19 protein-coding genes and 3 rRNA genes are annotated in these 25685 nt (G+C 65.8%); 19 read left to right on the top strand and 3 right to left on the bottom strand.

The window, feature by feature from the left end:
- Window positions 1-22 precede the first annotated feature (22 nt).
- The 9 genes from argH (at window position 23) to J2853_RS19130 (ending at window position 13934) form a co-directional block, all read left to right on the top strand.
- Window positions 23-1441 (top strand): argininosuccinate lyase, encoded by a 1419-nt coding sequence (gene argH / locus J2853_RS19170; RefSeq protein WP_307559817.1) that lies wholly within the window; start codon window positions 23-25, stop codon window positions 1439-1441.
- A 52-nt stretch (window positions 1442-1493) separates the two neighbouring features.
- Window positions 1494-2144 (top strand): DNA-3-methyladenine glycosylase, encoded by a 651-nt coding sequence (locus tag J2853_RS19165; RefSeq protein WP_307559815.1) that lies wholly within the window; start codon window positions 1494-1496, stop codon window positions 2142-2144.
- 120 nt (window positions 2145-2264) lie between these two features.
- Window positions 2265-3533: a tyrosine--tRNA ligase gene (gene tyrS, locus J2853_RS19160; RefSeq protein WP_307559813.1), complete on the top strand. Its 1269-nt coding sequence runs from the start codon at window positions 2265-2267 to the stop codon at window positions 3531-3533.
- A 712-nt stretch (window positions 3534-4245) separates the two neighbouring features.
- Window positions 4246-5766 (top strand): 16S ribosomal RNA (locus J2853_RS19155).
- 444 nt (window positions 5767-6210) lie between these two features.
- Window positions 6211-9346: ribosomal RNA gene (locus J2853_RS19150) — 23S ribosomal RNA — on the top strand.
- Between the two features lie 205 nt (window positions 9347-9551).
- A 5S ribosomal RNA gene (rrf, locus tag J2853_RS19145) occupies window positions 9552-9668 on the top strand.
- Together the 16S, 23S and 5S rRNA genes form the textbook arrangement of a ribosomal RNA operon.
- Window positions 9669-9849: 181 nt before the next feature.
- Window positions 9850-10797, top strand: a complete 948-nt coding sequence (gene pip, locus J2853_RS19140; protein WP_307559811.1) for a prolyl aminopeptidase — start codon at window positions 9850-9852, stop codon at window positions 10795-10797.
- Between the two features lie 399 nt (window positions 10798-11196).
- Complete coding sequence (locus J2853_RS19135; protein ID WP_307559809.1) at window positions 11197-12948, top strand: hypothetical protein; 1752 nt, start codon at window positions 11197-11199, stop codon at window positions 12946-12948.
- Window positions 12949-12962: 14 nt separating this feature from the next.
- Window positions 12963-13934: a hypothetical protein gene (locus J2853_RS19130; protein ID WP_307559807.1), complete on the top strand. Its 972-nt coding sequence runs from the start codon at window positions 12963-12965 to the stop codon at window positions 13932-13934.
- Window positions 13935-13992: 58 nt separating this feature from the next.
- On the opposite strand, the gene J2853_RS19125 is transcribed toward J2853_RS19130, so the two are convergent.
- Window positions 13993-14919 carry an MBL fold metallo-hydrolase gene (locus J2853_RS19125; RefSeq protein WP_307559806.1) on the bottom strand — a complete coding sequence of 309 codons (927 nt, stop codon included), beginning with the start codon at window positions 14917-14919 and terminating at the stop codon, window positions 13993-13995.
- Between the two features lie 110 nt (window positions 14920-15029).
- On the opposite strand from J2853_RS19125, the gene J2853_RS19120 reads away from it, so the two are divergent.
- Window positions 15030-15548, top strand: a complete 519-nt coding sequence (locus J2853_RS19120; RefSeq protein WP_307559804.1) for a single-stranded DNA-binding protein — start codon at window positions 15030-15032, stop codon at window positions 15546-15548.
- A 112-nt stretch (window positions 15549-15660) separates the two neighbouring features.
- Here the strand turns inward: J2853_RS19120 and J2853_RS19115 are convergent, their stop codons facing one another.
- The gene (locus J2853_RS19115) at window positions 15661-16962 is read right to left on the bottom strand and encodes a DUF1015 family protein (protein ID WP_307559802.1); all 1302 of its coding nucleotides are present in this window, start codon (window positions 16960-16962) and stop codon (window positions 15661-15663) included.
- A gap of 120 nt (window positions 16963-17082) precedes the next feature.
- Between J2853_RS19115 and J2853_RS19110 the strand changes: the two genes are divergently transcribed.
- Together J2853_RS19110 and J2853_RS19105 are read left to right on the top strand one after the other, a co-directional pair.
- Complete coding sequence (locus J2853_RS19110; RefSeq protein ID WP_370879291.1) at window positions 17083-17514, top strand: tetratricopeptide repeat protein; 432 nt, start codon at window positions 17083-17085, stop codon at window positions 17512-17514.
- Window positions 17515-17539: 25 nt separating this feature from the next.
- The gene (locus J2853_RS19105) at window positions 17540-18556 is read left to right on the top strand and encodes an HAD-IIA family hydrolase (protein WP_307559798.1); all 1017 of its coding nucleotides are present in this window, start codon (window positions 17540-17542) and stop codon (window positions 18554-18556) included.
- 138 nt (window positions 18557-18694) lie between these two features.
- Here J2853_RS19105 and J2853_RS19100 read toward each other — a convergent pair whose 3' ends face one another.
- Window positions 18695-19087: an SCP2 sterol-binding domain-containing protein gene (locus J2853_RS19100; RefSeq protein ID WP_307559796.1), complete on the bottom strand. Its 393-nt coding sequence runs from the start codon at window positions 19085-19087 to the stop codon at window positions 18695-18697.
- Between the two features lie 69 nt (window positions 19088-19156).
- Here J2853_RS19100 and J2853_RS19095 point away from each other — a divergent pair, with 69 nt between their 5' ends.
- The 7 genes from J2853_RS19095 (at window position 19157) to J2853_RS19065 (ending at window position 25682) form a co-directional block, all read left to right on the top strand.
- Window positions 19157-19633 carry a hypothetical protein gene (locus tag J2853_RS19095; protein WP_307559794.1) on the top strand — a complete coding sequence of 159 codons (477 nt, stop codon included), beginning with the start codon at window positions 19157-19159 and terminating at the stop codon, window positions 19631-19633.
- The gene (locus J2853_RS19090) at window positions 19630-19803 is read left to right on the top strand and encodes a hypothetical protein (protein WP_307559792.1); all 174 of its coding nucleotides are present in this window, start codon (window positions 19630-19632) and stop codon (window positions 19801-19803) included. Before J2853_RS19095 ends, J2853_RS19090 begins: the two co-directional genes overlap by 4 nt.
- Complete coding sequence (locus J2853_RS19085; RefSeq protein ID WP_307559791.1) at window positions 19800-20618, top strand: TlyA family RNA methyltransferase; 819 nt, start codon at window positions 19800-19802, stop codon at window positions 20616-20618. The genes J2853_RS19090 and J2853_RS19085 overlap by 4 nt, the downstream gene beginning before the upstream one ends.
- A 23-nt stretch (window positions 20619-20641) precedes the next feature.
- Complete coding sequence (locus tag J2853_RS19080) at window positions 20642-21547, top strand: NAD kinase (RefSeq protein ID WP_307559789.1); 906 nt, start codon at window positions 20642-20644, stop codon at window positions 21545-21547.
- Between the two features lie 90 nt (window positions 21548-21637).
- Window positions 21638-23353 (top strand): DNA repair protein RecN, encoded by a 1716-nt coding sequence (recN, locus tag J2853_RS19075; RefSeq protein ID WP_307559787.1) that lies wholly within the window; start codon window positions 21638-21640, stop codon window positions 23351-23353.
- 128 nt (window positions 23354-23481) lie between these two features.
- Complete coding sequence (steA, locus tag J2853_RS19070; protein ID WP_307559785.1) at window positions 23482-24693, top strand: putative cytokinetic ring protein SteA; 1212 nt, start codon at window positions 23482-23484, stop codon at window positions 24691-24693.
- The gene (locus J2853_RS19065; RefSeq protein WP_307559783.1) at window positions 24690-25682 is read left to right on the top strand and encodes a copper transporter; all 993 of its coding nucleotides are present in this window, start codon (window positions 24690-24692) and stop codon (window positions 25680-25682) included. The genes steA and J2853_RS19065 overlap by 4 nt, the downstream gene beginning before the upstream one ends.
- Window positions 25683-25685: the final 3 nt, after the last annotated feature.

Raw genomic sequence — 25685 nt, 5'->3', positions numbered from 1 at the left:
GTGAATGAGGAGGAGAACAACGGTGACTGATGGTGGTAAGCCGATGCGGCTGTGGGGCGGCCGGTTCGAGGGAGGTCCGGCCGACGCGCTGACCAGGCTCTCGGTGAGCGTGCACTTCGACTGGCGGCTCGTGCCGTACGACCTGCTGGCCTCGCGGGCGCACGCCCGGGTGCTGCACCGTGCGAACCTGCTCACCGACGACGAACTGAGGCGCATGCTCGGTGCCCTGGACGACCTGGAGCGGGCCTGCAAGACGGGCGAGTTCCGGCCGACCGTGGCCGACGAGGACGTCCACACCGCGCTGGAGCGCGGCCTGCTGGAGCGTCTCGGCACGCTCGGCGGCAAGCTCCGCGCCGGTCGGAGCCGTAACGACCAGGTCGCCACCGATCTGAGGCTCTATCTCCGCGATCACGTCAGGCACATCGTGTCCCGGCTGGTCGAGCTGGAGACCGCGCTGATGAGCCAGGCCGAGGCGCACGCCGAGACGGCGGCCCCCGGCATGACCCACCTGCAGCACGCCCAGCCGGTCTCCTTCGGCCATCAGCTCCTGGCCCACGTGCACGCCTTCGCCCGCGACATCGAACGGCTGCGCGACTGGGACAGGCGCGCGGCCGTCTCCCCGCTCGGCTCCGGCGCGCTGGCCGGTTCCTCCCTGCCGCTCGACCCGCAGGCGGTGGCGCGGGAGCTCGGGTTCGACTCCGCCGCGCCCAACTCGATGGACGCCGTCGCCGACCGTGACTTCGCCGCCGAGTTCCTGTTCGACGCGGCGATGATCGGCATGCACCTGTCGCGGCTGGGCGAGGAGATCGTCCTGTGGGCCTCCCAGGAGTTCCGCTGGATCGAGATGGACGACGCCTACTCCACAGGCTCGTCGATCATGCCGCAGAAGAAGAACCCGGACGTCGCCGAACTCGCCCGCGGCAAGAGCGGCCGTCTCATCGGCAACCTGGTGGCGCTGCTGACGACCCTCAAGGGCCTGCCGCTGACCTACAACCGCGACCTGCAGGAGGACAAGGAGCCGGTGTTCGACTCCGTGGACACCCTCCTGCTGGTCCTGCCGGCCATGGCCGGCCTGGTCGCCACCATGCGCGTCAACACCGCCAAGTTGGAGGCCTCGGCCCCCGACGGGTTCGCACTGGCCACCGATCTTGCCGAGCTGCTGGTCCGCAGGGGTGTCGTCTTCCGCGAGGCCCACGAGGCGGTCGGCCATCTGGTCGTCTGGTGCCAGGTCAACGACAAGAGTTTCGACGAGCTCACCGACGAGGAACTGATCAAGGTCTCGCCGCACTTCACGCCCGACTCGCGGGAGGTGCTCTCGGTACCGGGCGCCCTGGCGGCACGCAAGGCGCACGGTGGCACCGCCCCCGACAGGGTCCGCGACCAGCTCATCGCGTTGCGTGAGATCGTCGACGTGCAGGCCGCCTGGGCGAGTGGGAACTGATCCTCGTTGGTGCCCGCAGGCGGTCCGGTGACGTCCATCCATGGTCACGCCCATGCTCGCTGACGGATCCGGCGAGCACCCGCTCGCCGGATCCGCGCTCCTGACGCGTGAGTTCTTCGACCGGCCGACGTACGAGGTCGCCCCGGACCTGCTGGGACGGGTGCTCGTGCACGGGCCGGTCGCGGTGCGTCTCACCGAGGTCGAGGCGTACGGTCTGCCGGGAGAGGATCCCGCCTCCCACACCTACCGCGGCCGGACGCCCCGCAACGCGGTGATGTTCGGACCGCCGGGGCACCTGTACGTCTACTTCACGTACGGGATGCATTTCTGTGCCAACCTCGCCTGCCTGCCCGAGGGGATCGGTTCGGGAGTGCTGCTCCGGGCCGGGGAGGTGATCTCCGGCGTCGAGGTCGCCCTCGCCCGCCGGACCGCGGGCGTGAGCCGTACCGTCACCGAACGCGACCTCGCCCGCGGACCCGCACGCCTGACCGTGGCGCTCGGTCTCGCGATGGAACACAACGGGCTTGACGCCTGCGTGCCCGGTCCGATCTCCATCCGGGCAGGCACGCCGGCCGAGGCGGGGTCGATCATGTCCGGGCCGCGCACCGGGGTCTCGACGGGCAGGGAGACGCCGTGGCGCTTCTGGATCGACGGAGATCGCACCGTCTCGCCGTACCGGCCGCACGTCCCTCGCCGCCGGTAGGCGCATACCCGCTGGTCGCCTTGTCCGAGGGAGAGTTTTCGGGTGGCGGAACGAGGCAGTGATCGGGCAGGGTAGTACGACAGCGGTATATGTCCCTTCGAGCATTGGAAAGCAAGGATCGTGACCGACATTCTGGATGACCTCGCCTGGCGCGGCCTGATCGCGCAGTCCACCGATATCGACGCCTTGCGCGCGGCGATGGCCGAGGGTCCGATCACGGTCTATTGCGGCTTCGACCCGACCGCGCCCTCGCTCCACGTCGGAAACCTGGTCCCGTTGCTGGCCCTCACCCGCCTGCAGCGGGCGGGCCACCGGGCCATCGGCCTGGTGGGCGGCGCGACGGGGCTGATCGGCGATCCCAGCGGCCGGAGCACCGAGCGCTCGCTCAACTCCTCCGAGGTCGTCGCCGAATGGGTCGCGAGAATCCGTGTCCAGGTGGAGAAGTTCATCGACTTCTCGGATGAGGAGTCCGGGATCCTGGTCAGCAACCTCGACTGGACCGAGGGGATGTCCGCGATCGACTTCCTTCGCGACGTCGGCAAGCATTTCCCGGTCAACCGCATGCTCGCCCGGGAGTCGGTCTCCGCCCGCCTCGGTGGCGACGGGCTCAGCTACACCGAGTTCAGCTACCAGATCCTGCAGGCCAACGACTACCTGGAGCTGAACCGGCGGTACGGCTGCACACTGCAGATCGGCGGCAGCGACCAGTGGGGCAACATCACCGCGGGAACCGACCTCATCCGCCGGGTGACCGGAAACCATGTGCACGCCCTCACCGTGCCGCTGATCACCAAGGCTGACGGGACCAAGTTCGGCAAGACGGCCGGCGGCGCGGTCTGGCTCAACCCGGAGATGACCTCGCCGTACGCGTTCTACCAGTTCTGGCTGAACTCCGACGACCGCGACGTGGTGAGGTTCCTCAAGATCTTCAGCTTCAGGTCTCGTGAGGAGATCGAGGAGCTGGAGAAGGAGTCCTCCGAGCGGCCCGCCGCGCGTGCGGCCCAACGCGCGCTCGCCAAGGAGTTCACCACGCTGCTGCACGGCGCCGAGGAGTGTGACGCGGTGATCGCGGCCTCGGCGGCTCTGTTCGGTCAGGGCTCGCTGGAGGAGCTGCCCGCGCGAACCCTGGGGGAGGCCCTCGCCGAGGTGCCGCGTGCCGAGGTACCGGGGCTGGGCGCGTCGATCGTCGACCTGCTCGCCGCGAGCGGTCTGGTCAACTCGAAGTCCGAGGCCCGTCGCGCGGTGAAGGAGGGCGGCGCCTACCTCAACAACGTCAAGGTCACCGACGAGACATACGTGCCCTCTGCGGACGACCTGTTGCACGGCCGCTTCCTGGTGCTGCGCCGGGGCAAGCGTTCCGTCGGCGGTATCGAGGTCGTCGCGGTCTGATGCCTTCGCGGGACTGAGGTCCTGTTCTTGGCGCGATGTGCTTGTCAGCTGGTCAATGCCCCGGTTTCGGCCGGGGCGTTGGTCGTTCAGCGGGTAACGTTCCGGTAGCGAACGGTGCGGGTTTTCCTGAGAAACGGCGCTGACCTGCACGTTCTTGCGATGTAGCTGATTTGACGGGGTTACGAGGGCCGCCTAATGTTCTCAATGCCCTGGGAGCGAGCCGGACGCTGAATCAGCGGACGGGCCCCAGGGAGCCCCTCACTGAACGAACCTGAGCGTTCGGCCTCTGTGTTGATCACCGGAAAATCGGTTGATTTGGCACGGCCTGGATGTCACGGTAGGTTTAGAGGGTTGCCCTGGAAACAGGGTGGTCGAGATCCTAGCGGATTTCGCGGGTTCGATGGAAACGGATGCGCAAGCGCCGATTTCACTCGGACCGGGCGGGCCTGCTAAGATCGGAACACAGAAACGAACACAGCACAACAGAAAACACAACGAACGCCCCGGATGGTCGGGCCCTGCGGGTTCTGATTCACTCCGGTGTACGCGTCCGTTTCTTGAGAACTCAACAGTGTGTTAAAAGCCAGTGCATGATGCACAACCCCGTTCATCCCACCTTTTGCGGGTGGGGGACGGATTCCTTTGGTTGATACACGCGCCCCTCTTGTGTGAGGGGTGGGTGCTTTCAGCTGGGGTGAACTTTTTCAGACATTGTTTGGAGAGTTTGATCCTGGCTCAGGACGAACGCTGGCGGCGTGCTTAACACATGCAAGTCGAGCGGAAAGGCCCTTCGGGGTACTCGAGCGGCGAACGGGTGAGTAACACGTGAGTAACCTGCCCCTGACTCTGGGATAAGCCCGGGAAACTGGGTCTAATACCGGATACGACACCTCCTCGCATGGGGTGGGTGTGGAAAGTTTTTCGGTCAGGGATGGACTCGCGGCCTATCAGCTTGTTGGTGGGGTAACGGCCTACCAAGGCGACGACGGGTAGCCGGCCTGAGAGGGCGACCGGCCACACTGGGACTGAGACACGGCCCAGACTCCTACGGGAGGCAGCAGTGGGGAATATTGCGCAATGGGCGAAAGCCTGACGCAGCGACGCCGCGTGGGGGATGACGGCCTTCGGGTTGTAAACCTCTTTCAGCAGGGACGAAGTTGACGTGTACCTGCAGAAGAAGCGCCGGCTAACTACGTGCCAGCAGCCGCGGTAATACGTAGGGCGCAAGCGTTGTCCGGAATTATTGGGCGTAAAGAGCTCGTAGGTGGCTTGTCACGTCGGGTGTGAAAGCTTGGGGCTTAACTCCAGGTCTGCATTCGATACGGGCTGGCTAGAGGTAGGTAGGGGAGAACGGAATTCCTGGTGTAGCGGTGAAATGCGCAGATATCAGGAGGAACACCGGTGGCGAAGGCGGTTCTCTGGGCCTTACCTGACGCTGAGGAGCGAAAGCGTGGGGAGCGAACAGGATTAGATACCCTGGTAGTCCACGCTGTAAACGTTGGGCGCTAGGTGTGGGGACCTTCCACGGTTTCCGCGCCGTAGCTAACGCATTAAGCGCCCCGCCTGGGGAGTACGGCCGCAAGGCTAAAACTCAAAGGAATTGACGGGGGCCCGCACAAGCGGCGGAGCATGTTGCTTAATTCGACGCAACGCGAAGAACCTTACCAAGGCTTGACATTGCCCGGAAACACTCAGAGATGGGTGCCTCTTCGGATCGGGTGACAGGTGGTGCATGGCTGTCGTCAGCTCGTGTCGTGAGATGTTGGGTTAAGTCCCGCAACGAGCGCAACCCTTGTTCAATGTTGCCAGCAACACCTTCGGGTGGTTGGGGACTCATTGGAGACTGCCGGGGTCAACTCGGAGGAAGGTGGGGATGACGTCAAGTCATCATGCCCCTTATGTCTTGGGCTGCAAACATGCTACAATGGCCGGTACAGAGGGCTGCGATACCGCAAGGTGGAGCGAATCCCTAAAAGCCGGTCTCAGTTCGGATTGGGGTCTGCAACTCGACCCCATGAAGTCGGAGTCGCTAGTAATCGCAGATCAGCAACGCTGCGGTGAATACGTTCCCGGGCCTTGTACACACCGCCCGTCACGTCACGAAAGTCGGCAACACCCGAAGCCCGTGGCCCAACCAGCTTGCTGGGGGGAGCGGTCGAAGGTGGGGCTGGCGATTGGGACGAAGTCGTAACAAGGTAGCCGTACCGGAAGGTGCGGCTGGATCACCTCCTTTCTAAGGAGCACCGACCGTGCAGCGCAAGCTGCGGGGTCTACGTCACGGTCAGGGGCGAATGTTTCCTGCGTGACACGCTCATTAGTGGAGCACTGGCTAATCGGATGATCTGGGTCTCGCCCGGGTCGGTTGGTACCGCCTGAACCCCTGTGGGGGGACGGGAGTGGGAAGACCGCTCAGGGAGCACGGATGGGTTCGGACACACTGTTGGGTCCTGAGGAAACGGGCCACGTCGAGGTCACCGCCGTCGGGTGGTGGCCTTGATGCCTGCCTCGCGGCGTTGGCCGCGGGATGCGGGTAGGTCATTGGTTCCTCGTTTGCGGGACTGTTCTCCTGCCACATCGGCTCATCACCTCTTCGCGGGGGTGTGGGTGTCTGGTGGTGGGGTGGATACGGTCGCTGTTTGTTGTTTGAGATTTGCATAGTGGACGCGAGCATCTTTGTGGCCAAGTTTTTTAGGGCACACGGTGGATGCCTTGGCATCAGGAGCCGATGAAGGACGTGGGAGGCTGCGTTAAGCCCCGGGGAGTCGCCAACCAGACGTTGATCCGGGGATGTCCGAATGGGGAAACCTAGCACCAGTCATGTGGTGTTGCCTCCGCCTGAATGTATAGGGCGGTTGGTGGTAACGCGGGGAAGTGAAACATCTCAGTACCCGTAGGAAGAGAAAACAAATAGTGATTCCGTGAGTAGTGGTGAGCGAAAGCGGAACAGGCTAAACCGTTCGCGTGTGATAGCCGGCAGGCGTTGCGCGGGCGGGGTTGTGGGACCCTCTGACGGGGACTGCCGTTCTCGTAGACAGTAAAAAATCCTTTCGATAGTCGAAGCCTCTGGGAAGGGGCGCCACAGACCGTGAGAGTCGGGTAGGCGAAATCGGTTGGACTGTTTGAGGGGATCCCAAGTAGCACGGGGCCCGAGAAATCCTGTGTGAATCTGCCAGGACCACCTGGTAAGCCTAAATACTCCCTGATGACCGATAGTGAACAAGTACCGTGAGGGAAAGGTGAAAAGCGCCCCGGTGAGGGGTCGTGAAATAGTACCTGAAACCGTGTGCCTACAAGCCGTAGGAGCGTAAACAAAGCTTGCTTTGTTTGTGATGTGACTGCGTGCCTTTTGAAGAATGAGCCTGCGAGTTATGGTGTGTGGCGAGGTTAACCCGTGTGGGGGAGCCGTAGCGAAAGCGAGTCTGAATAGGGCGTTTGAGTCGCATGCTGTAGACCCGAAGCGGAGTGATCTAGGCATGGGCAGGTTGAAGCGCGGGTAAGACCGCGTGGAGGACCGAACCCACCAGGGTTGAAAACCTGGGGGATGACCTGTGTTTAGGGGTGAAAGGCCAATCAAACTCCGTGATAGCTGGTTCTCCCCGAAATGCATTTAGGTGCAGCGTTGCGTGTTTCTTGCCGGAGGTAGAGCACTGGATGGCTAATGGGCCCGACAAGGTTACTGACGTCAGCCAAACTCCGAATGCCGGTAAGTGAGAGCGCAGCAGTGAGACTGCGGGGGATAAGCTCCGTAGTCGAGAGGGAAACAGCCCAGACCACCGACTAAGGCCCCTAAGCGTGTGCTAAGTGGGAAAGGATGTGGAGTCGCAGTGACAACCAGGAGGTTGGCTTAGAAGCAGCCACCCTTGAAAGAGTGCGTAATAGCTCACTGGTCAAGTGATTCCGCGCCGACAATGTAGCGGGGCTCAAGTACACCGCCGAAGTCGTGGCATTCACACGTATGCTGAGCCTTTGTGGTTTAGGTGTGTGGATGGGTAGGGGAGCGTCGTGCGGCCGGCGAAGCGGCAGAGTGATCTAGTCGTGGAGGCCGTGCGAGTGAGAATGCAGGCATGAGTAGCGAATCAGAAGTGAGAAACTTCTGCGCCGGATGACCAAGGGTTCCTGGGCCAGGCTAATCCGCCCAGGGTAAGTCGGGACCTAAGGCGAGGCCGACAGGCGTAGTCGATGGACAACGGGTTGATATTCCCGTACCCGCTACGATGCGCCAATACTGAATCCAGTGATACTAAGGGTCCTTAAGTCCCTCGTTTGCATCCTTCGGGGTGTGTAGGGGTGAGGCTGAACGCCTGGCCTGAACTGGTAGTAGGTAAGCGATGGGGTGACGCAGGAAGGTAGCCCAGCCCAGGCGATGGTAGTCCTGGGGTAAGCATGTAGGGAGAGAGGTAGGCAAATCCGCCTCTCATGTAATCCTGAGATGTGATGCCGAGCCGATTGTGGCGAAGTGGGTGATCCTATGCTGCCGAGAAAAGCCTCTAGTGAGTGTCGTGGCGGCCCGTACCCCAAACCGACTCAGGTGGTCAGGTAGAGAATACCAAGGCGATCGGGTGAACTGTGGTTAAGGAACTCGGCAAATTGCCCCCGTAACTTCGGGAGAAGGGGGGCCTCCGCTGGTGATCAGACTTGCTTTGTGAGCTGGTGGGGGTCGCAGAGGCCAGGGGGAAGCGACTGTTTACTAAAAACACAGGTCCGTGCGAAGTCGTAAGACGATGTATACGGACTGACGCCTGCCCGGTGCTGGAACGTTAAGGGGACCGGTTAGCGCACTTCGGTGTGCGAGGCTGAGAACTTAAGCGCCAGTAAACGGCGGTGGTAACTATAACCATCCTAAGGTAGCGAAATTCCTTGTCGGGTAAGTTCCGACCTGCACGAATGGCGTAACGACTTCCCCGCTGTCTCAACCGCAGACCCGGCGAAATTGCACTACGAGTAAAGATGCTCGTTACGCGCAGCAGGACGGAAAGACCCCGGGACCTTCACTACAGCTTGACATTGGCGTTTGGAACGTCTTGTGTAGGATAGGTGGGAGACTTTGAAGCTATCACGCTAGTGGTGGTGGAGTCATTGGTGAAATACCACTCTGGTCGTTTTGAACGTCTAACTTCGGTCCGTGATCCGGATCAGGGACAGTGTCTGGTGGGTAGTTTAACTGGGGCGGTTGCCTCCTAAAGAGTAACGGAGGCGCCCAAAGGTTCCCTCAGCCTGGTTGGTAATCAGGTGTCGAGTGTAAGTGCACAAGGGAGCTTGACTGTGAGACCGACGGGTCGAGCAGGAGCGAAAGCTGGGACTAGTGATCCGGCGGTGGCATGTGGAAGCGCCGTCGCTCAACGGCTAAAAGGTACCCCGGGGATAACAGGCTGATCTTCCCCAAGAGTCCATATCGACGGGATGGTTTGGCACCTCGATGTCGGCTCGTCGCATCCTGGGGCTGGAGTAGGTCCCAAGGGTTGGGCTGTTCGCCCATTAAAGCGGTACGCGAGCTGGGTTTAGAACGTCGCGAGACAGTTCGGTCCCTATCCGCTGCGCGCGCAGGAGACTTGAAAGGAGCTGTCCCTAGTACGAGAGGACCGGGACGGACGAACCTCTGGTGTGCCAGTTGTTCCGCCAGGAGCATGGCTGGTTGGCTACGTTCGGAAGGGATAACCGCTGAAAGCATCTAAGCGGGAAGCTCGCCTTGAGATGAGGTCTCCCACCACGTGAGTGGGTAAGGCCCCCGGGAGACGACCGGGTTGATAGGCCGGAGGTGGAAGCATGGTAACGTGTGGAGCTGACCGGTACTAATAGGCCGAGGACTTGACCACAAAGCAATCGTGCTCTGAAGGTCAACCGATGGTGGTTGTCGCTGCGCTCTGTATCCTTCGCCGGGTCCGGAGCAGCGCGTGACCGCTGGGGTTGGTTGGTAGGAGGGCAGTGTTGCCCGCGTCCACTATGTGATTCTGAAACAGCAAACACCGCCCCCCACGGCAGAGTTGGTGGGGGTGTGTGGTGTTGATAGTTTCATAGTGTTACGGCGGTTATGGCGAAGGGGAAACACCCGGTTACATTCCGAACCCGGAAGTTAAGCTCTTCAGCGCCGATGGTACTGCACCGGGGACGGTGTGGGAGAGTAGGTCGCCGCCGGACAATCTTTGATAAGAAGGGTCACCCCATGCGGGGTGGCCCTTCTTTCATTTTCAGCCCCCTTTTTTTCGTTGAGGGCTTTTCCCGGGGGTCCCCTTGAGGGCTTTTCCTCTCTTGGGATGCATTTCCAGAGGGTGGACCGCTTCCCGGTCTGGGCCTTCGGTGGCGCTTGTATCTTGGAGCGATGTATCCCCCGATCGAGCCCTACGACCATGGGCACCTCGATACCGGTGACGGCCACCTCGTCTACTGGGAGGTCTGCGGCAACCCCGAGGGTAAGCCCGCGCTCGTCGTCCACGGCGGTCCCGGCGCGGGCTGTACGCCTGGTCAACGCCGCGGATTCGATCCCGAGCGCTACCGCATCATCCTGTTCGATCAGCGCAACTGCGGTCGGAGTCTGCCGCACGCCAGCGACCCGGCCGCCGATCTGAGCACCAACACCACCCAGCGCCTGGTCGCTGACATGGAACGGTTGCGCGAGCATCTCGAAGTCGACCGATGGTTGCTCTATGGCGGATCGTGGGGATCCACGCTGATGCTTGCTTACGCCGAAGCTCACCCGACGCGGGTGTCGGAGATGGTCATCTGCGGGGTCAGTATGACCCGCCGCTCTGAGATCGACTGGCTCTACCACGGTGTGGGCCGTTTCTTCCCCGAGCAGTGGCAGCGCTTCCGCGAGGGCGTTCCCGAGGCCGAACGCGACGGTGACCTGCTGGCCGCCTACGCACGGCTCATGTCCGACCCCGACCTCGCCGTACGCGCCAAGGCCGCTCACGACTGGGCGGACTGGGAGGACGCGGTGATCTCCCTGGAGGTCAACGGCAAGCCGAACGCCTACAGCGACCGGCCAGAGGCAGATTTGCTGGCCTTCACCCGCATCTGCGCTCACTATTTCTCCAACGCCGCCTGGCTGGAGGAAGGCATCTTGTTGCGCGATGCGTACATGCTGGCCGGCATCCCGGGCGTGCTTGTCCACGGACGCTTCGACCTGGGCTGCCCCCTGGAGAACGCCTGGCAGTTGGCCCAGGCCTGGCCTGATGCACGGCTCGTTGTAGTGGATGATTCGGGGCATACCGGCAGCAGTACCATGGCCAAGGCGGTTCCTGCTGCTCTGGACGGCTTCGCGAACTGAGCCAGGCCTGGCGCTCACTGCCACCCGCTCAGTATCGGAGGGGGACTACCGCCGGCTCGTCGTCCGAGTTAACGGGCTGCGATGTGGGGGCTCATCCCTCGGCTGACGTGGGTGCCGAGTATGCCTGATGGCTGACTTCAGGGTGCATGATCGCCTGTGGGCATAAGGGATACACAAGGGATAAGGCGTGTGGACTTTCGTGAGCTTGCTAGGCTGGAGGGGCCGGGCCATCCCACCGAGGATGGCCTTCGTCGCGCCAGACCACGATAGGGCGGGGCAGCGATAGCGAACGGGGCGCACCCCGCGGCCGGAGACCGCCCGCACAGCGAATCGTCCCATCCATATGAGGAGACGGGACGCGCTCGCCGAGTGAGCAAACGAATGGACCAGAAGTGAACAGTGATAACGGGCGCGACGACGCAGGCCGACGCGAAGAAGGCGAAAGCCGCGGATACGGTGATAGGGGAGGCCAGCGCGGCGACCGCGCAGGCAGTGACAGGGGGCGGCCGGGTGATGGCCCCCGATATGGCGAGCGCCGTGAAGGGAATTCGGGCGGTTCGTACGGGTCTCGTGATAGGGGCGAAAGGCCTCCCTTCAACCGGGATAACCGCGGCGGTGATCGTCCCCCGTTCAACCGTGACAGCCGTGGTGGCGACCGTCCCCCGTTCAACCGTGATGACCGTTCCGGTGGTGGGCAGAGGCCCCCGTTCAATCGGGATAACCGCGGTGGTGATCGTCCTCCGTTCAACCGTGACAGCCGTGGCGGTGACCGTCCCGCGTTCAATCGGGATAACCGTGGTGGTGATCGTCCTCCGTTCAACCGTGACGATCGTTCCGGTGGTGGGCAGAGGTCTTCTGGGCCGCGTGAAGGTGGTCCGCGTTACGGTGACCGTGACCAGTCCCGTAGCCAGTACGGCGGCAGTGGCGGTGACCGACCGGCGTTCAACCGCGACAGCCGTGGCGGCGACCGTCCCCCGTTTAACCGTGATGACCGTTCCGGTGGTGGGCAGAGGCCTCCCTTCAACCGGGATAACCGTGGTGGGGACCGTCCCGCGTTCAATCGGGATAACCGTGGTGGGGACCGTCCCCCGTTTAATCGCGATAACCGTGGTGGGGACCGTCCCGCGTTCAATCGGGATAACCGTGGTGGTGACCGTCCCCCGTTCAACCGCGACAGCCGTGGCGGGGACCGTCCTCCCTTTAATCGGGATAACCGTGGTGGTGACCGTCCTCCGTTCAACCGCGACAGCCGTGGGGGCGACCGTCCTCCGTTCAACCGGGACGATCGTTCCGGTGGTGGGCAGAGGCCTCCGTTCAATCGGGATAACCGTGGTGGTGACAGGCCGGCGTTCAACCGCGACGATCGTGGTGGTGACCGTCCCGCGTTCAACCGGGATAACCGTGGGGGTGATCGTCCCCCGTTTAACCGTGATGACCGTTCCGGTGGTGGGCAGAGGCCTCCGTTCAATCGGGATAACCGTGGCGGTGATCGTCCTCCGTTCAACCGCGACAGCCGCGGTGGGGACAGGCCTCCCTTCAACCGCGACAACCGTGGCGGTGACCGTCCTCCGTTTAATCGGGATAACCGTGGTGGTGACCGTCCTCCGTTCAACCGGGACAGCCGTGGGGGTGATCGTCCCGCGTTCAACCGCGACGATCGTTTCGGTGGTGGGCAGAGGCCTTCCGGGCCGCGTGAAAGTGGTCCGCGTTACGGTGACCGTGACCAGTCCCGTAGCCAGTACGGCGGCAGTGGCGGTGACCGACCGGCGTTCAATCGCGACAGCCGTGGCGGTGACCGTCCTCCGTTTAATCGGGATAACCGTGGTGGTGACCGTCCTCCGTTCAACCGCGACAGCCGCGGTGGGGACAGGCCTCCCTTCAACCGCGACGATCGTGGCGGCGATCGTCCTTCCTTCAACCGCGATGACCGTGGTGGACGCCCCTCCGGTTACCGCGACGGTGGATTCCGCAGTGAAGGCGATGGTTCCCGTACCCGTTACAGCCGGGACGAACGGCCTAACAGCCGCGATGAGGCTCCGAGCCGGGAGCGTGAAGAACTGCCTCCCCTCGCGCCGGACATCACCGCGGAGGAGCTCGACAAGGAGATCCGCGAAGAGCTGCGTTCCCTTCCGCTCGATCTCGCCGACCTGATCTCCCGTCACCTCGTGGCGGCCGAGCGGGCCCTTGGCGACGGCAACGCCGAGGAGGCGTACGAGCACACCAAGGTTGCCCGTCGCTTCGCGGCCAGGATCGGTGTGATCCGCGAGGCCGTCGGTATCGCCGCCTATCATGCGGGGCACTTCGCCGAGGCGCTCAGCGACCTGCGAGCCGCCCGTCGTATGACGGGTTCTGACGCGTTCCTGCCGGTCATGGCGGATTGCGAGCGCGGTCTCGGCCGTCCTGAGCGTGCGCTTGACCTGGTCCGCTCCAAGGAGGCCGAGCACCTCGACCGTATGGGCAAGATCGAGCTCGCCATCGTGGAGTCCGGCGCTCGCCGGGATCTCGGGCAGAAGGACGCCGCGGTCATCACCCTCCAGCGCCTGCCCGAGCTGCGTGACACTCGTCCGCAGCCCTGGTCGGCTCGCCTCGCCTTCGCCTACGCCGACGCCCTGGCGGAAGCGGGTCATGAAGGTCCCGCCGCCGAGTGGTTCGGTCGTTCGATGGCCTTCGACGAGGACGGTGAGACCGACGCCGCCGAGCGCTACGCGGAGTTGACCGGCGCCGTGATCGAAGACCTCGAAGAAGACGAGGACGGCGAGGACGGCGAGCTCGTCAACGACGAACTCGGCGATGACGAGGACGACGACGAGGACGACGACGAGGGGGAGGCGGATATCGACGACGAACTCGACGTCGACATCGACGATGTCGCCACCCTCGACGAGCAGATCGAAAGCGATGACGACCTCGATGACGAGGAGGACGAGCCCGTCATCGACAACGCTCCCGAAGTCCAGTCTCCCCCCGTGGAGCAGAAGGCCGAAGAGAAGCCGGAGAAGGTCGAAGCAGGTGTCGGCCCGGCCTTCATCGAGCCTGATTTCGGCGACATCCTCAGCGATCCCGCCAATATCGACGACGAGGACGACGACGACGACGAGGACGAGGACGAGGGCCCGGACAAGGTCGAGAAGAAGTAGTCGCGTGCCCGTCTTGGGTGAATGAACGGGCTCACCCAAGACGGGACAACCGGGCTTTCTACGGTTGGACTCGATCCAGCCAGTGCAGGATTCCGGCCACGTTGGACGGGGCACCGCTGAGCAACTCGAACCGCTCGGCGGTGGCCTCGTCGGCTTTCAGCGCCGCGTAACGTTCTTGCGTGCGTTCCCTGACCATGGCCACCGCGTGGTCCAGGTCCATTCCCTGCGAGTGGGCCTGACGAGTCAGGTCGACCCAGATGCGTAGTTCCTCCGCGGAACGCCCCAGGGTCTCCTCCACGTCCGTGACCGGCCCGTAGTGGCTGAAGAGGAGTCGTTGCGGGCCCAGTGCCTCGAACAGGGCGATCGAGTCCAGCGCGGTCTGCAGGTCGAAGTCCGGTGGCGGTGTGGCGGGGCGCAGGTCGCCCGTCTGCGGCAGGTAGACCCCGGCGGCGTCGCCGACGTAGAGGTCGCCGGTGCCCGAGTCGATCAATCCCACATGGTGTTTGGCGTGCCCGGGGGAGTAGTGGCTGCTCAGCATGCGCCCGTTGCCGAGATCGACGACTCCGGTGTCGCCCAGCGCACGGATCCGCGAGGGTTCGGTGGGGGAGAGCTCGCCGAACAGCGTGTCCAGCTTGTCGCCCCAGACCATCCGGGCGCTGGACATCAACCGGGATGGATCGGCGAGGTGCCGGGCGCCCTTCTCATGGACCACGATCTCCGCCTCGGGGTAGAACCCGGCGATGTCGCCGACCCCACCGGCGTGATCCAGATGGATGTGCGTCACAACGACCGTGGCGAGGTCGCCCGCGCCGACGCCCAGGGAGGTCAGGGCGTCGCGCACCACGGGGGCGGAGGTGGAGGTCCCTGTCTCCACCAGACAGGGACGGTCTCCGAGAATCAGATAACCCGCCGTGATACCGGAGTATCCGGCCATCCTTGTGTCGATCTCATAGACGTCTCCGCCGAGGGCGGTGATGTTGTCCACAGGCCACCTCAGAACTGGAACCGGCGTCCCCAGAATGGCATTCGGCCATTCCGGCATAGCTCACATCGTAGAGAGTCATCCTCGATCAGCAGAGATCGAAGGAGGATTCGATGGATCGCAACGAGGTCGTGCTGGTGGGCCGCCTGCCCGAAGCGGTGCACATCAGGTCGCTGCAGAGCGGAAGCACGCTCGGCACCTGGCGACTGATCGTCCGGAGGCAGCACCGCGGCCGTGGCGGCCGGGTGGACACCATTCCCTGCATGTCATTCGAGCCCGAGGTCACTGTGGCCGCGGCCGACTGGCTGCCGGACGACATGGTCGAAGTGGTGGGTTCGTTGCGTCGCCGCTGGTGGGGGAGTGAGGGGTCCAAGGCGTCCGGCTACGAGGTCGAGGTGAGCTCGGGAAGACGCCTCGAACGGCAGGCCGCCGCGGTCCTGAACGGTGACGAGGACGGCCTGGTTCCGCAGCCGGCCCCGCCGAGGCCGGTGCGCTCACTCCTGCGTGCCAGGGGCGCCATGGCCGGGGAGGAGGAGGCGCCCCAGCTCGCCGGTCCGGCGCCGGCGCATCCCACCGGAGACGGCGGGCCGACGCCCGTCCCGCGACGTCTGGAAGCCTCGTCCCCCGGGTGACGAGCGCCCATGACAGCTCAGCCGAGGCCCACCGTTTCCCGATCGTTCGGCACGAGGGCCAAGTGTCGTGAGAGGTTCAAGGGACCGGAGGGAAAACCCGGATCGCGAGAGCTCAGTCAAGCGTGAACGTGCGCAGGACCAGCCCGGTGCGGGGCTTGGGGCCGAAGGAGGTGGACTTGCGCGGCACCCGCTCCCCGTGGGCCGCGACCGAGAGCACGTCGTCGACGGCCAGGGGATTCAGCAGCACCGCTGTCCCTCCTGACTCCTGCGCGATCCGTACCGCGGTCTTCGGATCATGGTGCACGATCCGCACCGCCTGCTCGTCGTCGCGCATCCCCCAGACCTTGGGGAGCAGGAACTCCGCGAGGATGGAGGTGTTGAGCGCGCGCCACCCGGCCGAGCGCTCGGCCGGCATGGCGTGCTCAAGCTGAGTCGGATCCGGGTGGGTGAGCAGGTGCGCGGAATCTCCGGCGGACAACAGGTAGGCCGGTCCTGTGGCGTCCTCCAGCGCGATCAGACCTTCGGCGAGGTCCGTGTGATCGTGCACCTGCCATGAGCCTCTGGCCCTGGCCAGCGCGTCTTCGAGCGGCAGGCCGGGGATGACCCGGTGGATGGCCTTAAGGTCCGGCGGATAGGAGCTGGAGTCCACCAGGAGCGCGAGACCGAAATCCCACGGCCCTGGTTCCACGGGGAGACCAGGCGTAATCTCTGTGCTGTCGCCGCCGGTCGCGGCGTGGTGTTCGCGCTGAAGTGCGAGGTAGGTGGCGTAGCGGTGGTGACCGTCCGCGATGAGGGCCTGACGGGGACGGAGGTCGGCGTCGAGGGAGGCGAGTTCGCCGGAGTCGGTGATGGCCCACAGCCGGTGCCTGATCCCGTCGCGGGTCTCCGTCTCCATCAGTGGGGGGCGGGTGCCTGCGATCTGATCGACGAGGCGGGTGGCGGCGCCGTCCGTGCCGTCGTAGAGCAGGAAGATGGGTTCCAGGTTCGCCTCGGTCGTGCGCATGAGGGCCAGCCGGTCGGCGACCGGTCCCGGCATCACGTTCTCGTGCGGCAGGATGATGCGAAGTTCGGGACCGGCCAGGCCGACGTCGCCGATGAGACCGCGCTGCAGGACCCCCGGGCCGGACTGTTCGTAGACGTACACCGCGGGTGTCTCGTCGGCGGCGAGAACTCCGGAGGAGAGCCAGTCATCAAGGGTTTTCCGCGCTTCGGCGTACCGGTGACGGTCGGTGCCGGGAAGGATCAGGCGCACCACGTTGTTGGGATGAGCATCGAGCAGAGCTCGCACATCGGCTTCTCCGATGAGGTCGTAAGGCGGGGAAGTTACCTCGGCCAGATCGTTGACCGTGAACCGTACGCCGTGAAACGGGCGTAGCACCAGCCCATCGGGCACCGGCAGTTCAGGATTCGCCATAGGGGGCATGCTGCCATAAAGGCCTGAAACGTCCAGGGGCCACCCCGATGGCGCGGTGGCGCTTGGTCCGTCAGGGAATCGGTCAGATCTGTCGTCTGTCGATGAAGGAGGCCTCACACAATGGTCCAAGGACGTAGTGGTCCGTCTGATTCCCCCAGCCCTGAGACGGGCGCTCCGGTCGGGGACGTATACGAATGGTTCCAACGAGGGATGAAACTTCTGGCGGAGGGCAGCCCCGCGGCGGCCGCCGCACTGCTGGAGCGTGCGGTCGAGGCGGAGCCGGAGTCGCGGAGCATCCGTGAGGCGCTCGCCCGCGCCCAGTTCAACTCACGGCAGTACGCCGATGCCGCCGACAGCTTTCGCTGGATCATCGACGCCAATCCGGCCGAGGATTACGCTTATTTCGGACTCGGTCTCGCTCTGTGGCGAACCGGAGACATGAAGGGGGCGCAGGAACCCCTGGCCATCGCCGTCGCCATGCGGCCTGATCATCGACACTACGTGTCGGCGCTGAAAAGTGTCCGCGCCACATTGCGCGCCCGGCGGATGTGATCCGGGTGGGTGATGAAATGGGTCAGTGGACATAAAAGCGCTGATCTACCCGTACGACACCCTTCTCCTTGATCTAGATGGGGTGGTGTATCTCGGGCGTAACGCCGTGCCGGGGGCTCCAGAGGCATTACGGCTGGCGGCGGAACGCGGCGTGCGGCTCGCCTACGTGACCAACAACGCCTCACGCACCCCCGGCGCCATCGCCCAGCACCTGAGCGCACTCGGGGCCCCGGCGACTCCCGATGACGTGGTCACCTCGGCCCAGGCGGCCGCACGGCTGGTGGCCGAGCGGGTCGAGCCGGGGGCGGCGGTGCTGGTGGTCGGCGGAATGGGGTTGCGCAGCGCCCTGCGTGTCCACGGCCTGCGTCCGGTCAGCACCGCCATGGACGCGCCCGTCGCGGTGGTCCAGGGAATCGCGCCCGATCTCTCGTACGGCCTGCTGGCCGAGGGCACGCTCGCCGTACGGCAGGGCGCCCTGTTCGTGGCCGCGAACGAGGACTTGACCATGCCGGTGGCCCGGGGCGAGCTGCCCGGCAACGGCGCGATGACCCGGGTCATCGCCGCGGCGACCGGTGTGGAGCCGATCGTCGCGGGAAAACCGGAGCCGCCCCTGCATCGCGAGTCGATATTGCGGACCGGGTCGAAACGGCCGCTGGTGGTCGGTGATCGGCTCGACACCGATATCGAGGGGGCGACCAACGCGGGAGTGGACAGCCTGCTGGTGCTGACCGGAGTGTCCACCCCACTGGACCTGCTGACCGCCGCGCCCCGGCACCGGCCCACCTATGTCGCCGATGGCCTGTCGGCTCTGCATCAGCCGTACCCGCAGGTGCGACGTGGTGAGAGCGGGTGGGCCTGCGAGGGGTGGACGGCCCGATGGGAAGGGGGTCGTCTCCACCTCGACGGCGGGGGCAAGCCGATTGACGGACTCCGGGCGGCCTCCGCCGCGACATGGGAGGCCGCCGGCGACGGGCAGGCGGATGAGGACGCCGTGAAGGCGGTGCTCGACTCCTCGCTCGCAGGGCGGATGTCCCCCAGATAGCGAGCATCCTTCAAGCGGCCCGTCTTCCGTCGGCCCAGGTGAAGGTACGGCCGGCGAAAAGCGGTGAGGTCCACGCCGACGGCGAGGGGCGGATCTCCGCCCCTCGCCGTCGGCGTGGACCTCAGAGGAGCGTGGACCTCAGAGGAGCTTGCGGAGACGGAGAAGGTCGCCGAAGCTGGCGTCGACCTTGACCCGGCCGCCGAACACGGCCCTTCCCATGTCGAGCTCGCCGTTGACCAGGGAAACGAGATCGTCACTGCCGATGGTCAGCTTCACATCGGCCGGTTTGCCGTCAGCGGGGGGCAGATCGCCGAACGGGCCGAGGCCGCCGTGATGGATGCGGCCGTGAAAGGTGACACCAAGGTCGCTGATGTGACAGCTGATGCTGCGTTCGACCACGTGCCTGGCACGACTCTCCTGGTCGACCTCGTCGAACTGCTCGCTGAGTTTGCGTAATGCCGTTCGGCACTCGTCGACGCTCGCCATCGCGTGGCACTCCCTTCCGTTCAGGACCGGCCCGAACCTCTGCACTTACGGACGGTAGCGTTTCACATGGGTGGGACGCGCAATCCGGCACGCGGGGGGTAAGCCGGAAGGGGGGTGTCCGCCATGGTGTTCAAATCGCTGCGGGGGCATGTGCAAAGGGCCACGGGTCTCATGGAAACAACAACGAGCAAGGCACGGGCGATAGTTCGCGATCCCCTTACCTATGAGGAAACCGGACGGCCCCAGATGTCCGACCACGTCGGCGAACCGGCCGGAGAGCTCGTCGCGACGGGCAGGGCCGATCGGACCGAGCACAAGAAGATCGTCAAGGTCGAGGCCGGTCGCCTGAGCGACGCGCGCGGCCCGGTTCGTTCCGGGGATGCCGACCGGCCGCGATGCCGCGCGGCGGAGCCGGAGGCCGGTCTCGCCGCGGCCGAGGCGACGACGGGGGCGATGAGCGACACGGGTTCCGAGGCGACGAGCGGCGCGGGTTCCGATACGGTCGGGGAATCCATGGGTGATGCGGCTCGCGTGCCGCGTGCCCGTGGGACGATCGAGACGGTGAAAAGCACCTCCGGAGGGGGCGTATGACAGACCTGCCGGAAGAGACAGGCGACGAGCGGGCGAACGCCGCGCTGGGCGGGCTCGCCCGGCTCGGGGCCTTGCCCGTGTCGGCACACGTGGGTGTGTTCGAGGAGGTGTTCACCGGGTTGGAGCAGGCGCTCGCCTCGGTGGACGACACCCCGGACCGGCAGCGGTGAGCCGGCGGACACGTCTCGACAGTGAGCTCGTGCGCCGGAAACTGGCCCGATCCAGGGAACAGGCCGCCCAGTTCATCGAGGCCGGCCGGGTCAGCGTCGGTGGTCAGCTGGCGGCGAAACCCGCGACCCAGGTCGACACGGCCTCGGCGATCGTGGTCACTGAGGCCGCCGAGGGGCCCGACTACGTGTCGAGGGGGGCGCACAAGCTTCTCGGTGCGCTGAAGGCCTTCGGGCCGCGGGGCCTCACCGTCGCGGGGCGTCGCTGCCTGGACGCCGGGGCCTCGACCGGAGGCTTCACCGATGTGCTGCTGCGCAACGACGCGGCGCACGTGCTCGCCGTCGACGTCGGACGCGGTCTGCTCGCGTGGTCCCTGCGGACCGACGAGAGGGTCACGGTGATGGATCGGGTCAACGTCAGGGAACTGACCCCTGACATGGTCGGTGAGGCGCCCTCCCTGATCGTCGGTGACCTCTCCTTCATCTCGCTGCGCCTGGTGCTGCCCGCTCTCATCCGATGCGCCGCCGAGCACGCGGACTTCGCGATGCTGGTCAAACCCCAGTTCGAGGTCGGCAAGGAGCGGGTCGGCGCGGGCGGGGTCGTCCGGGATCCCGCGCTGAGGGCGCAAGCCGTACAGGATGTGGCCGAAGCCGCGCAAACGCTCGGTCTGATCGTGCGGGGCGTCACCGCGAGCCCGCTGCCGGGCCCGGCCGGAAACGTGGAGTACGTCATCTGGCTGGGCAAGGGAGACGGCGCTCCACCGGTCTCGGATCTCGTCGCCGAGATCGAGCGAGCGGTGGCGGAAGGCCCCCAGTAGTTTTGGCCACCAGGGAGTGGAATATGACTGCCAAGCGCACTGTGCTGGTCACCGCCCACACCGGGCGAGGAGCGGCTGTCGACAGCGCTCGCATGGTGATCGGCAGGCTTCTGAAGGCGGGCCTGACGGTCCGCGTCCTGAGGGCCGAGGCGGAGGAGATCGCGTGTGCGGGCGTCGACGTGGTCTCCACGGGGTCGGCGGCCGTCGAGGACGCGGAGATGATGATCGTTCTCGGTGGCGACGGGAGCCTTCTGCGGGCCGCCGAGCTCGCCCGTCCGGCAGGGGTGCCGCTGCTGGGCGTCAACCTGGGACACGTCGGCTTCCTGGCCGAGGCCGAGGTGGAGGACCTGTCCGACGCGGTCGACTGCGTGGTCGACGGCCGCTACGACGTCGAGGAGCGGATGACCATCGAGGTCACCGCCCGTCTCAACGGTCAGGTGCTGGCCGACAGCTGGGCGCTCAACGAGGCCACCGTGGAGAAGCGCGAGCGGATGCTCGAGGTGGTCGCCGAGATCGACGGGCGTCCGCTGTCGCGCTGGGGGTGCGACGGGGTCATCTGCGCCACGCCGACCGGCTCGACCGCGTACGCCTTCTCGGCCGGCGGGCCGGTCGTCTGGCCCGAGGTGGAGGCGCTGCTGCTGGTCCCGATCAGCGCTCACGCGCTGTTCTCCCGGCCGCTGGTGGTCTCCCCCCGGTCCAGGCTCGCGATGGAGGTTCAGCCGCACACGGCGGGGGCAGTGCTGTGGTGTGACGGCCGGCGCAGGTTCGACCTGCCGGCCGGAGCGCGGGTCGAGGTCCGCCGGGCCGAGCTGCCCGTACGGCTGGCACGGCTGCACGGCCTGGAGGACACCGGGGCGCCGTTCACCGACAGGCTGGTCGCCAAGTTCAACCTTCCAGTCCAGGGATGGCATGGCCGTGTGAGGTCGTAGCGCGTCCGGACGATTCACGTCTCAAGAGCGTAGGATCGTGCCCGCGCACCGCACTGATGTTCGGTGAATTCGATGTGACAGGAGGGACCAGTGCGACCTAGGGTCGAGGAGGTCCGCATCCGAGGGCTCGGTGTGATCGACGAGGCCGTCCTGGTGCTATCACCGGGATTCACCGTGGTCACAGGCGAAACAGGTGCGGGAAAGACCATGGTGGTGACCGGCCTGGGGCTGCTGTTCGGCGGCCGGGCCGACCCCGCGCGGGTCCGTCCTGGCGCGGACAAGGCCACCATCGAGGGCACGCTCCGGGTCGACCCGGCGGGCCGGGTGGCCCAGCAGGTCCAGGACGTGGGCGGTGAGATCGAGGACGGCGAGCTGATCATCTCACGCACGGTCTCCGGCGAGGGGCGCAGCCGCGCCTGGCTGGGCGGGCGTACGGTTCCCGTCGGAACGCTCACCTACCTGGCCGAGGATCTCGTCGCCGTGCACGGCCAGATGGACCAGCAGCGGCTGCTCCAGCCCAGTCGCCAGCGCGCCGCTCTCGACCGGTACGCGGGCGAGGAACTGGTCAAGCCGCTGCGGGCCTACGAACAGGCTTACAAACGGCATAAGCGAATCTCGGAGCAGCTGACCGAGCTGACGACCAGGGCCAGGGAGCGAGCCCAGGAGGCCGACCAGCTCAGATTCGGGCTCAACGAGGTCGAGCAGGCCGACCCCAAGCCGGGGGAGGAGTCCTCGCTCCGCGAGGAGCAGGAGCGGCTTTCTCACGCCGACTCCCTCAGAAACGCGGCGGAGACGGCGCACCGGGCGCTGCTCGGCGATCCGATGTCCGGCGAGCAGGTCAGCCAGGACGCCATCGCACTGGTCGGCGAGGCTCGTACGGCCGTGGAGGCGGTGCGTGACTTCGACCCGACGCTCGGCGAAATCGCCGACCGGCTCGCGGAGGCGGGATACCTGATCTCCGATGTCGCCACCGACCTGGCCTCCTACGCCGAGTCGGTCGAGGCCGATCCGGGCAGGCTCGCGGCGGTGCAGGAACGTCAGGCCGTGCTCACCCACCTCATCCGCAGGTACGGCGAGGACACCGGTGTGGTGCTCGACTGGGCGGCGAAGGCCGCGCTGCGTGTCGCCGAGCTCGAGGGCGACGACGAGCGCATCGGCGAGCTCACCCGTGAGCACGAGGAGGTCACCGCGCGGCTCACCGAGTTGGCCGCCGAGCTGACCAGGGTCAGGACAGCGGCGGCCGAGAGATTCGGGCAGGCCGTCACCGAGGAGCTCACGGCGCTGGCCATGCCGCATGCCCGGGTGGTGGTCATCGTGACCCCCACCGACGACTTCGGCGCGCACGGCGTCGACGAGATCGAGCTGCGCATGGCGCCGCATCCCGCCTCGCCCCTCCTGCAGCTGAACAAGGGCGCCTCCGGCGGTGAGCTGAGCCGGGTGATGCTCGCCATCGAGGTGGTGTTCGCCGGAGCGGACCCGGTGCCGACGTTCGTGTTCGACGAGGTCGACGCGGGTGTGGGCGGTAAGGCCGCGGTGGAGATCGGTCGCCGGCTGGCTCGGCTGGCCCGCACCGCCCAGGTCATCGTCGTCACCCATCTGCCCCAGGTCGCGGCGTTCGCCGACCAGCACCTGGTCGTGGAGAAGGCGGATGACGGCAGCGTGGTGCGCAGCGGGGTGATCGCGCTCGACAAGGACAGCCGGGCACGGGAACTCTCGCGCATGTTCGCCGGTCTTGAGGATTCCGAACTGGGACGGGCGCACGCGGAGGAGCTCCTCGCGATCGCCGCCGCCGACAAGGGCGATTGACAGGCGGGGCGGTAAGGACTGTTTCGGTTGTTCTGGGGCAGCAGGATCGCCGGAGATCCCGATGACGAATCTGACACGCCGCCGGGTGTCTGGCTCTCCTGGTCGTTCCCTCTGGCAGGATGGTCGTAATGAAGGTGCCGATTGACGAGCTTCACCGCAAGCTCAACGGTTACCTCCGCCGGAGGAAGGTCACGGACCTTCCCGGGGTGACGGCAGTGGCGAGAATCGATCGGCGGACCAAGGGGCTGACCAAGCGCCTCCGGTCAGGAGAAGTCGCGATTATCGATCATGTTGACGTTGACCGGGTGAGCGCGGAGGCGCTTGTCGCGTGCGGAGTGGCGGGCGTGGTCAACATCGCCGCGGGTATCAGCGGCCGTTATCCCAACCTGGGCCCGCAGATCATCGTCGATGCCGGGGTGCCGTTCGTCGACAACGCGACCGCCGAGCTGTTCGAGCGCGTCAAGGACGGCGACCTGGTCAGGGTGCACGAGGGCGTCATCTACCTCGACGACGAGGTGGTCGGCAAGGGCGACGTGCAGACGGTCGAGTCCATCGAGGCCGCGATGATCGAGGCGCGGGCCGGGCTGACCGTCCAGATCGAGGCGTTCGCCGCCAACACGATGGAGTACATCAAGCGCGAGCGAGACCTTCTCATCGACGGGGTCGGCGTGCCCGACATCCAGACCGTCATGGAGGGACGTCACGTCCTCATCGTGGTGCGGGGCTACCACTACAAGGAGGACATCGCCGCCCTTCGTCCGTACATCCGCGAATACCGCCCGATCATGATCGGAGTGGACGGCGGGGCCGACGCGCTGATGGAGGCCGGCTACGTGCCGGACATCATCGTGGGCGACTTCGACTCGGTTTCCACCAAGGTGCTCCTCTCGGGCGCCGAGCTGGTCGTGCACGCCTACCGGGACGGCAGGGCGCCGGGCCTGGAGCGGGTCCAGCAGCTCGGCCGCACCGCCGTGCTCTTCCCGGCGATCGGCACCAGCGAGGACATCGCCATGCTGCTCGCCGACGACAAGGGCGCCGATCTGATCGTCGCCGTCGGCACCCACGCGACCCTGGTGGAATTCCTCGACAAGGGCCGTTCGGGGATGGCCAGCACCTTCCTCACCCGCCTGCGGGTGGGCAGCAAACTCGTCGACGCGAAGGGCGTCAGCCGGCTCTATCGCAGCCGGATCTCCACTCCGTCTCTGCTCCTGCTCGTCGCCACCACGCTGATCACCATGGGAGTGGCGATCATCGTCTCTCCGGTGGGCAAGATCTGGCTGGACAGCGTCCGCGACGTCTGGAACGGCTTCATCTTCTGGCTGGTCGGACTGTTCTCGTGATTGATTTCCGCTATCACCTCGTCTCCATCGTCGCGATCTTCCTCGCGCTGTCGGTGGGCATCGTGCTGGGCACCACCCTGCTGAAGGAGCCGGCCATAGACGCGGCCGAGACCCTCGCCAACCAGTTGCGCGAAGGAAACACCGCGCTCCGCGACGAGGTGCAGGTGCTGCAGAAGCGCGGGGCGGCCAATGACGCCGTCATCGCCGCCGACACCCCCAAGCTCGTCAAAGACGCGCTCATCGGCAAGAGTGTCGTGATCGTGGAGGCCCCGGGCGCCACGACGGCCGTACGCGAGGCGGTGCAGCAGGTGATCCTCGACGCGGGGGCGAGCGTGACCGGCCGGGTCACCCTGGCCGACCGATACGTTGACGTCAGCCAGTCGACCTTCGTCGACAAGCTGGCCGCCGCGGCCAAGCCCGCAGAGATGATCTTCCCTGCCGTGGGCACGCCGTACGACAAGGCGGCCGCGGTGCTCGCCAGCGCGATCGTGACCAGCGACCCCGGGCAGGTGGGCAAGGAAGACCCGGCCGCGGCCGGGGTGCTTGACGCGTTCCAGCGCGGCGGGCTGCTCACCGTCACCGACAAGCCCGCCGAACACGCGGACCTGGCCGTGCTGATCGCCCCGGCGGAGCCGTACGTGGGGGAGACCACCGCGGAGCAGGCGAGCGCGGCCGAGCAGGCGAGCGCGATCGTGTCGATGGCCCTGGGTCTCGACGAGGCCGGCCAGGGCACCGTGCTGGTCGGCACGCAGGGCTCCGCCGCGGCCGGTGGGACCATCGCCGCGCTCCGCGAGGAGACCTCCTTCACGGAGAAGGTGTCCACCGTCGACACCGCCGATATGCCCTCAGGCCGGGTCGTCATGGTCTACGCTCTGCGGGAGCAACTGTCCGGGCTCGCCGGCCAGTACGGCATCGGCCCCGGTGCCGCGAATGTCGAGCCCAGCGCAACCCCGGCCCCCACGGCCACCACGGCCACCACCGGAGGATGACTC

The organism is Streptosporangium lutulentum, from assembly GCF_030811455.1.
GTDB classification, from domain to species: Bacteria; Actinomycetota; Actinomycetes; order Streptosporangiales; family Streptosporangiaceae; genus Streptosporangium; species Streptosporangium lutulentum.
The sequence above is the reverse complement of the archived record's forward strand: the minus strand, read 5'-3'. Positions and strand labels throughout refer to the sequence as shown.

Excerpts from the sequence above, each read along its gene's own strand:
- J2853_RS19115 (WP_307559802.1), bottom strand. The coding sequence starts at position 16,962 with ATGGCGAATCCTGAACTGCCGGTGCCCGATGGGCTGGTGCTACGCCCG.
- pip (WP_307559811.1), top strand. The coding sequence starts at position 9,850 with ATGTATCCCCCGATCGAGCCCTACGACCATGGGCACCTCGATACCGGT.
- J2853_RS19165 (WP_307559815.1), top strand. The coding sequence starts at position 1,494 with ATGCTCGCTGACGGATCCGGCGAGCACCCGCTCGCCGGATCCGCGCTC.
- J2853_RS19110 (WP_370879291.1), top strand. The coding sequence starts at position 17,083 with ATGGTCCAAGGACGTAGTGGTCCGTCTGATTCCCCCAGCCCTGAGACG.
- J2853_RS19120 (WP_307559804.1), top strand. The coding sequence starts at position 15,030 with ATGGATCGCAACGAGGTCGTGCTGGTGGGCCGCCTGCCCGAAGCGGTG.
- J2853_RS19090 (WP_307559792.1), top strand. The coding sequence starts at position 19,630 with ATGACAGACCTGCCGGAAGAGACAGGCGACGAGCGGGCGAACGCCGCG.
- steA (WP_307559785.1), top strand. The coding sequence starts at position 23,482 with ATGAAGGTGCCGATTGACGAGCTTCACCGCAAGCTCAACGGTTACCTC.
- J2853_RS19080 (WP_307559789.1), top strand. The coding sequence starts at position 20,642 with ATGACTGCCAAGCGCACTGTGCTGGTCACCGCCCACACCGGGCGAGGA.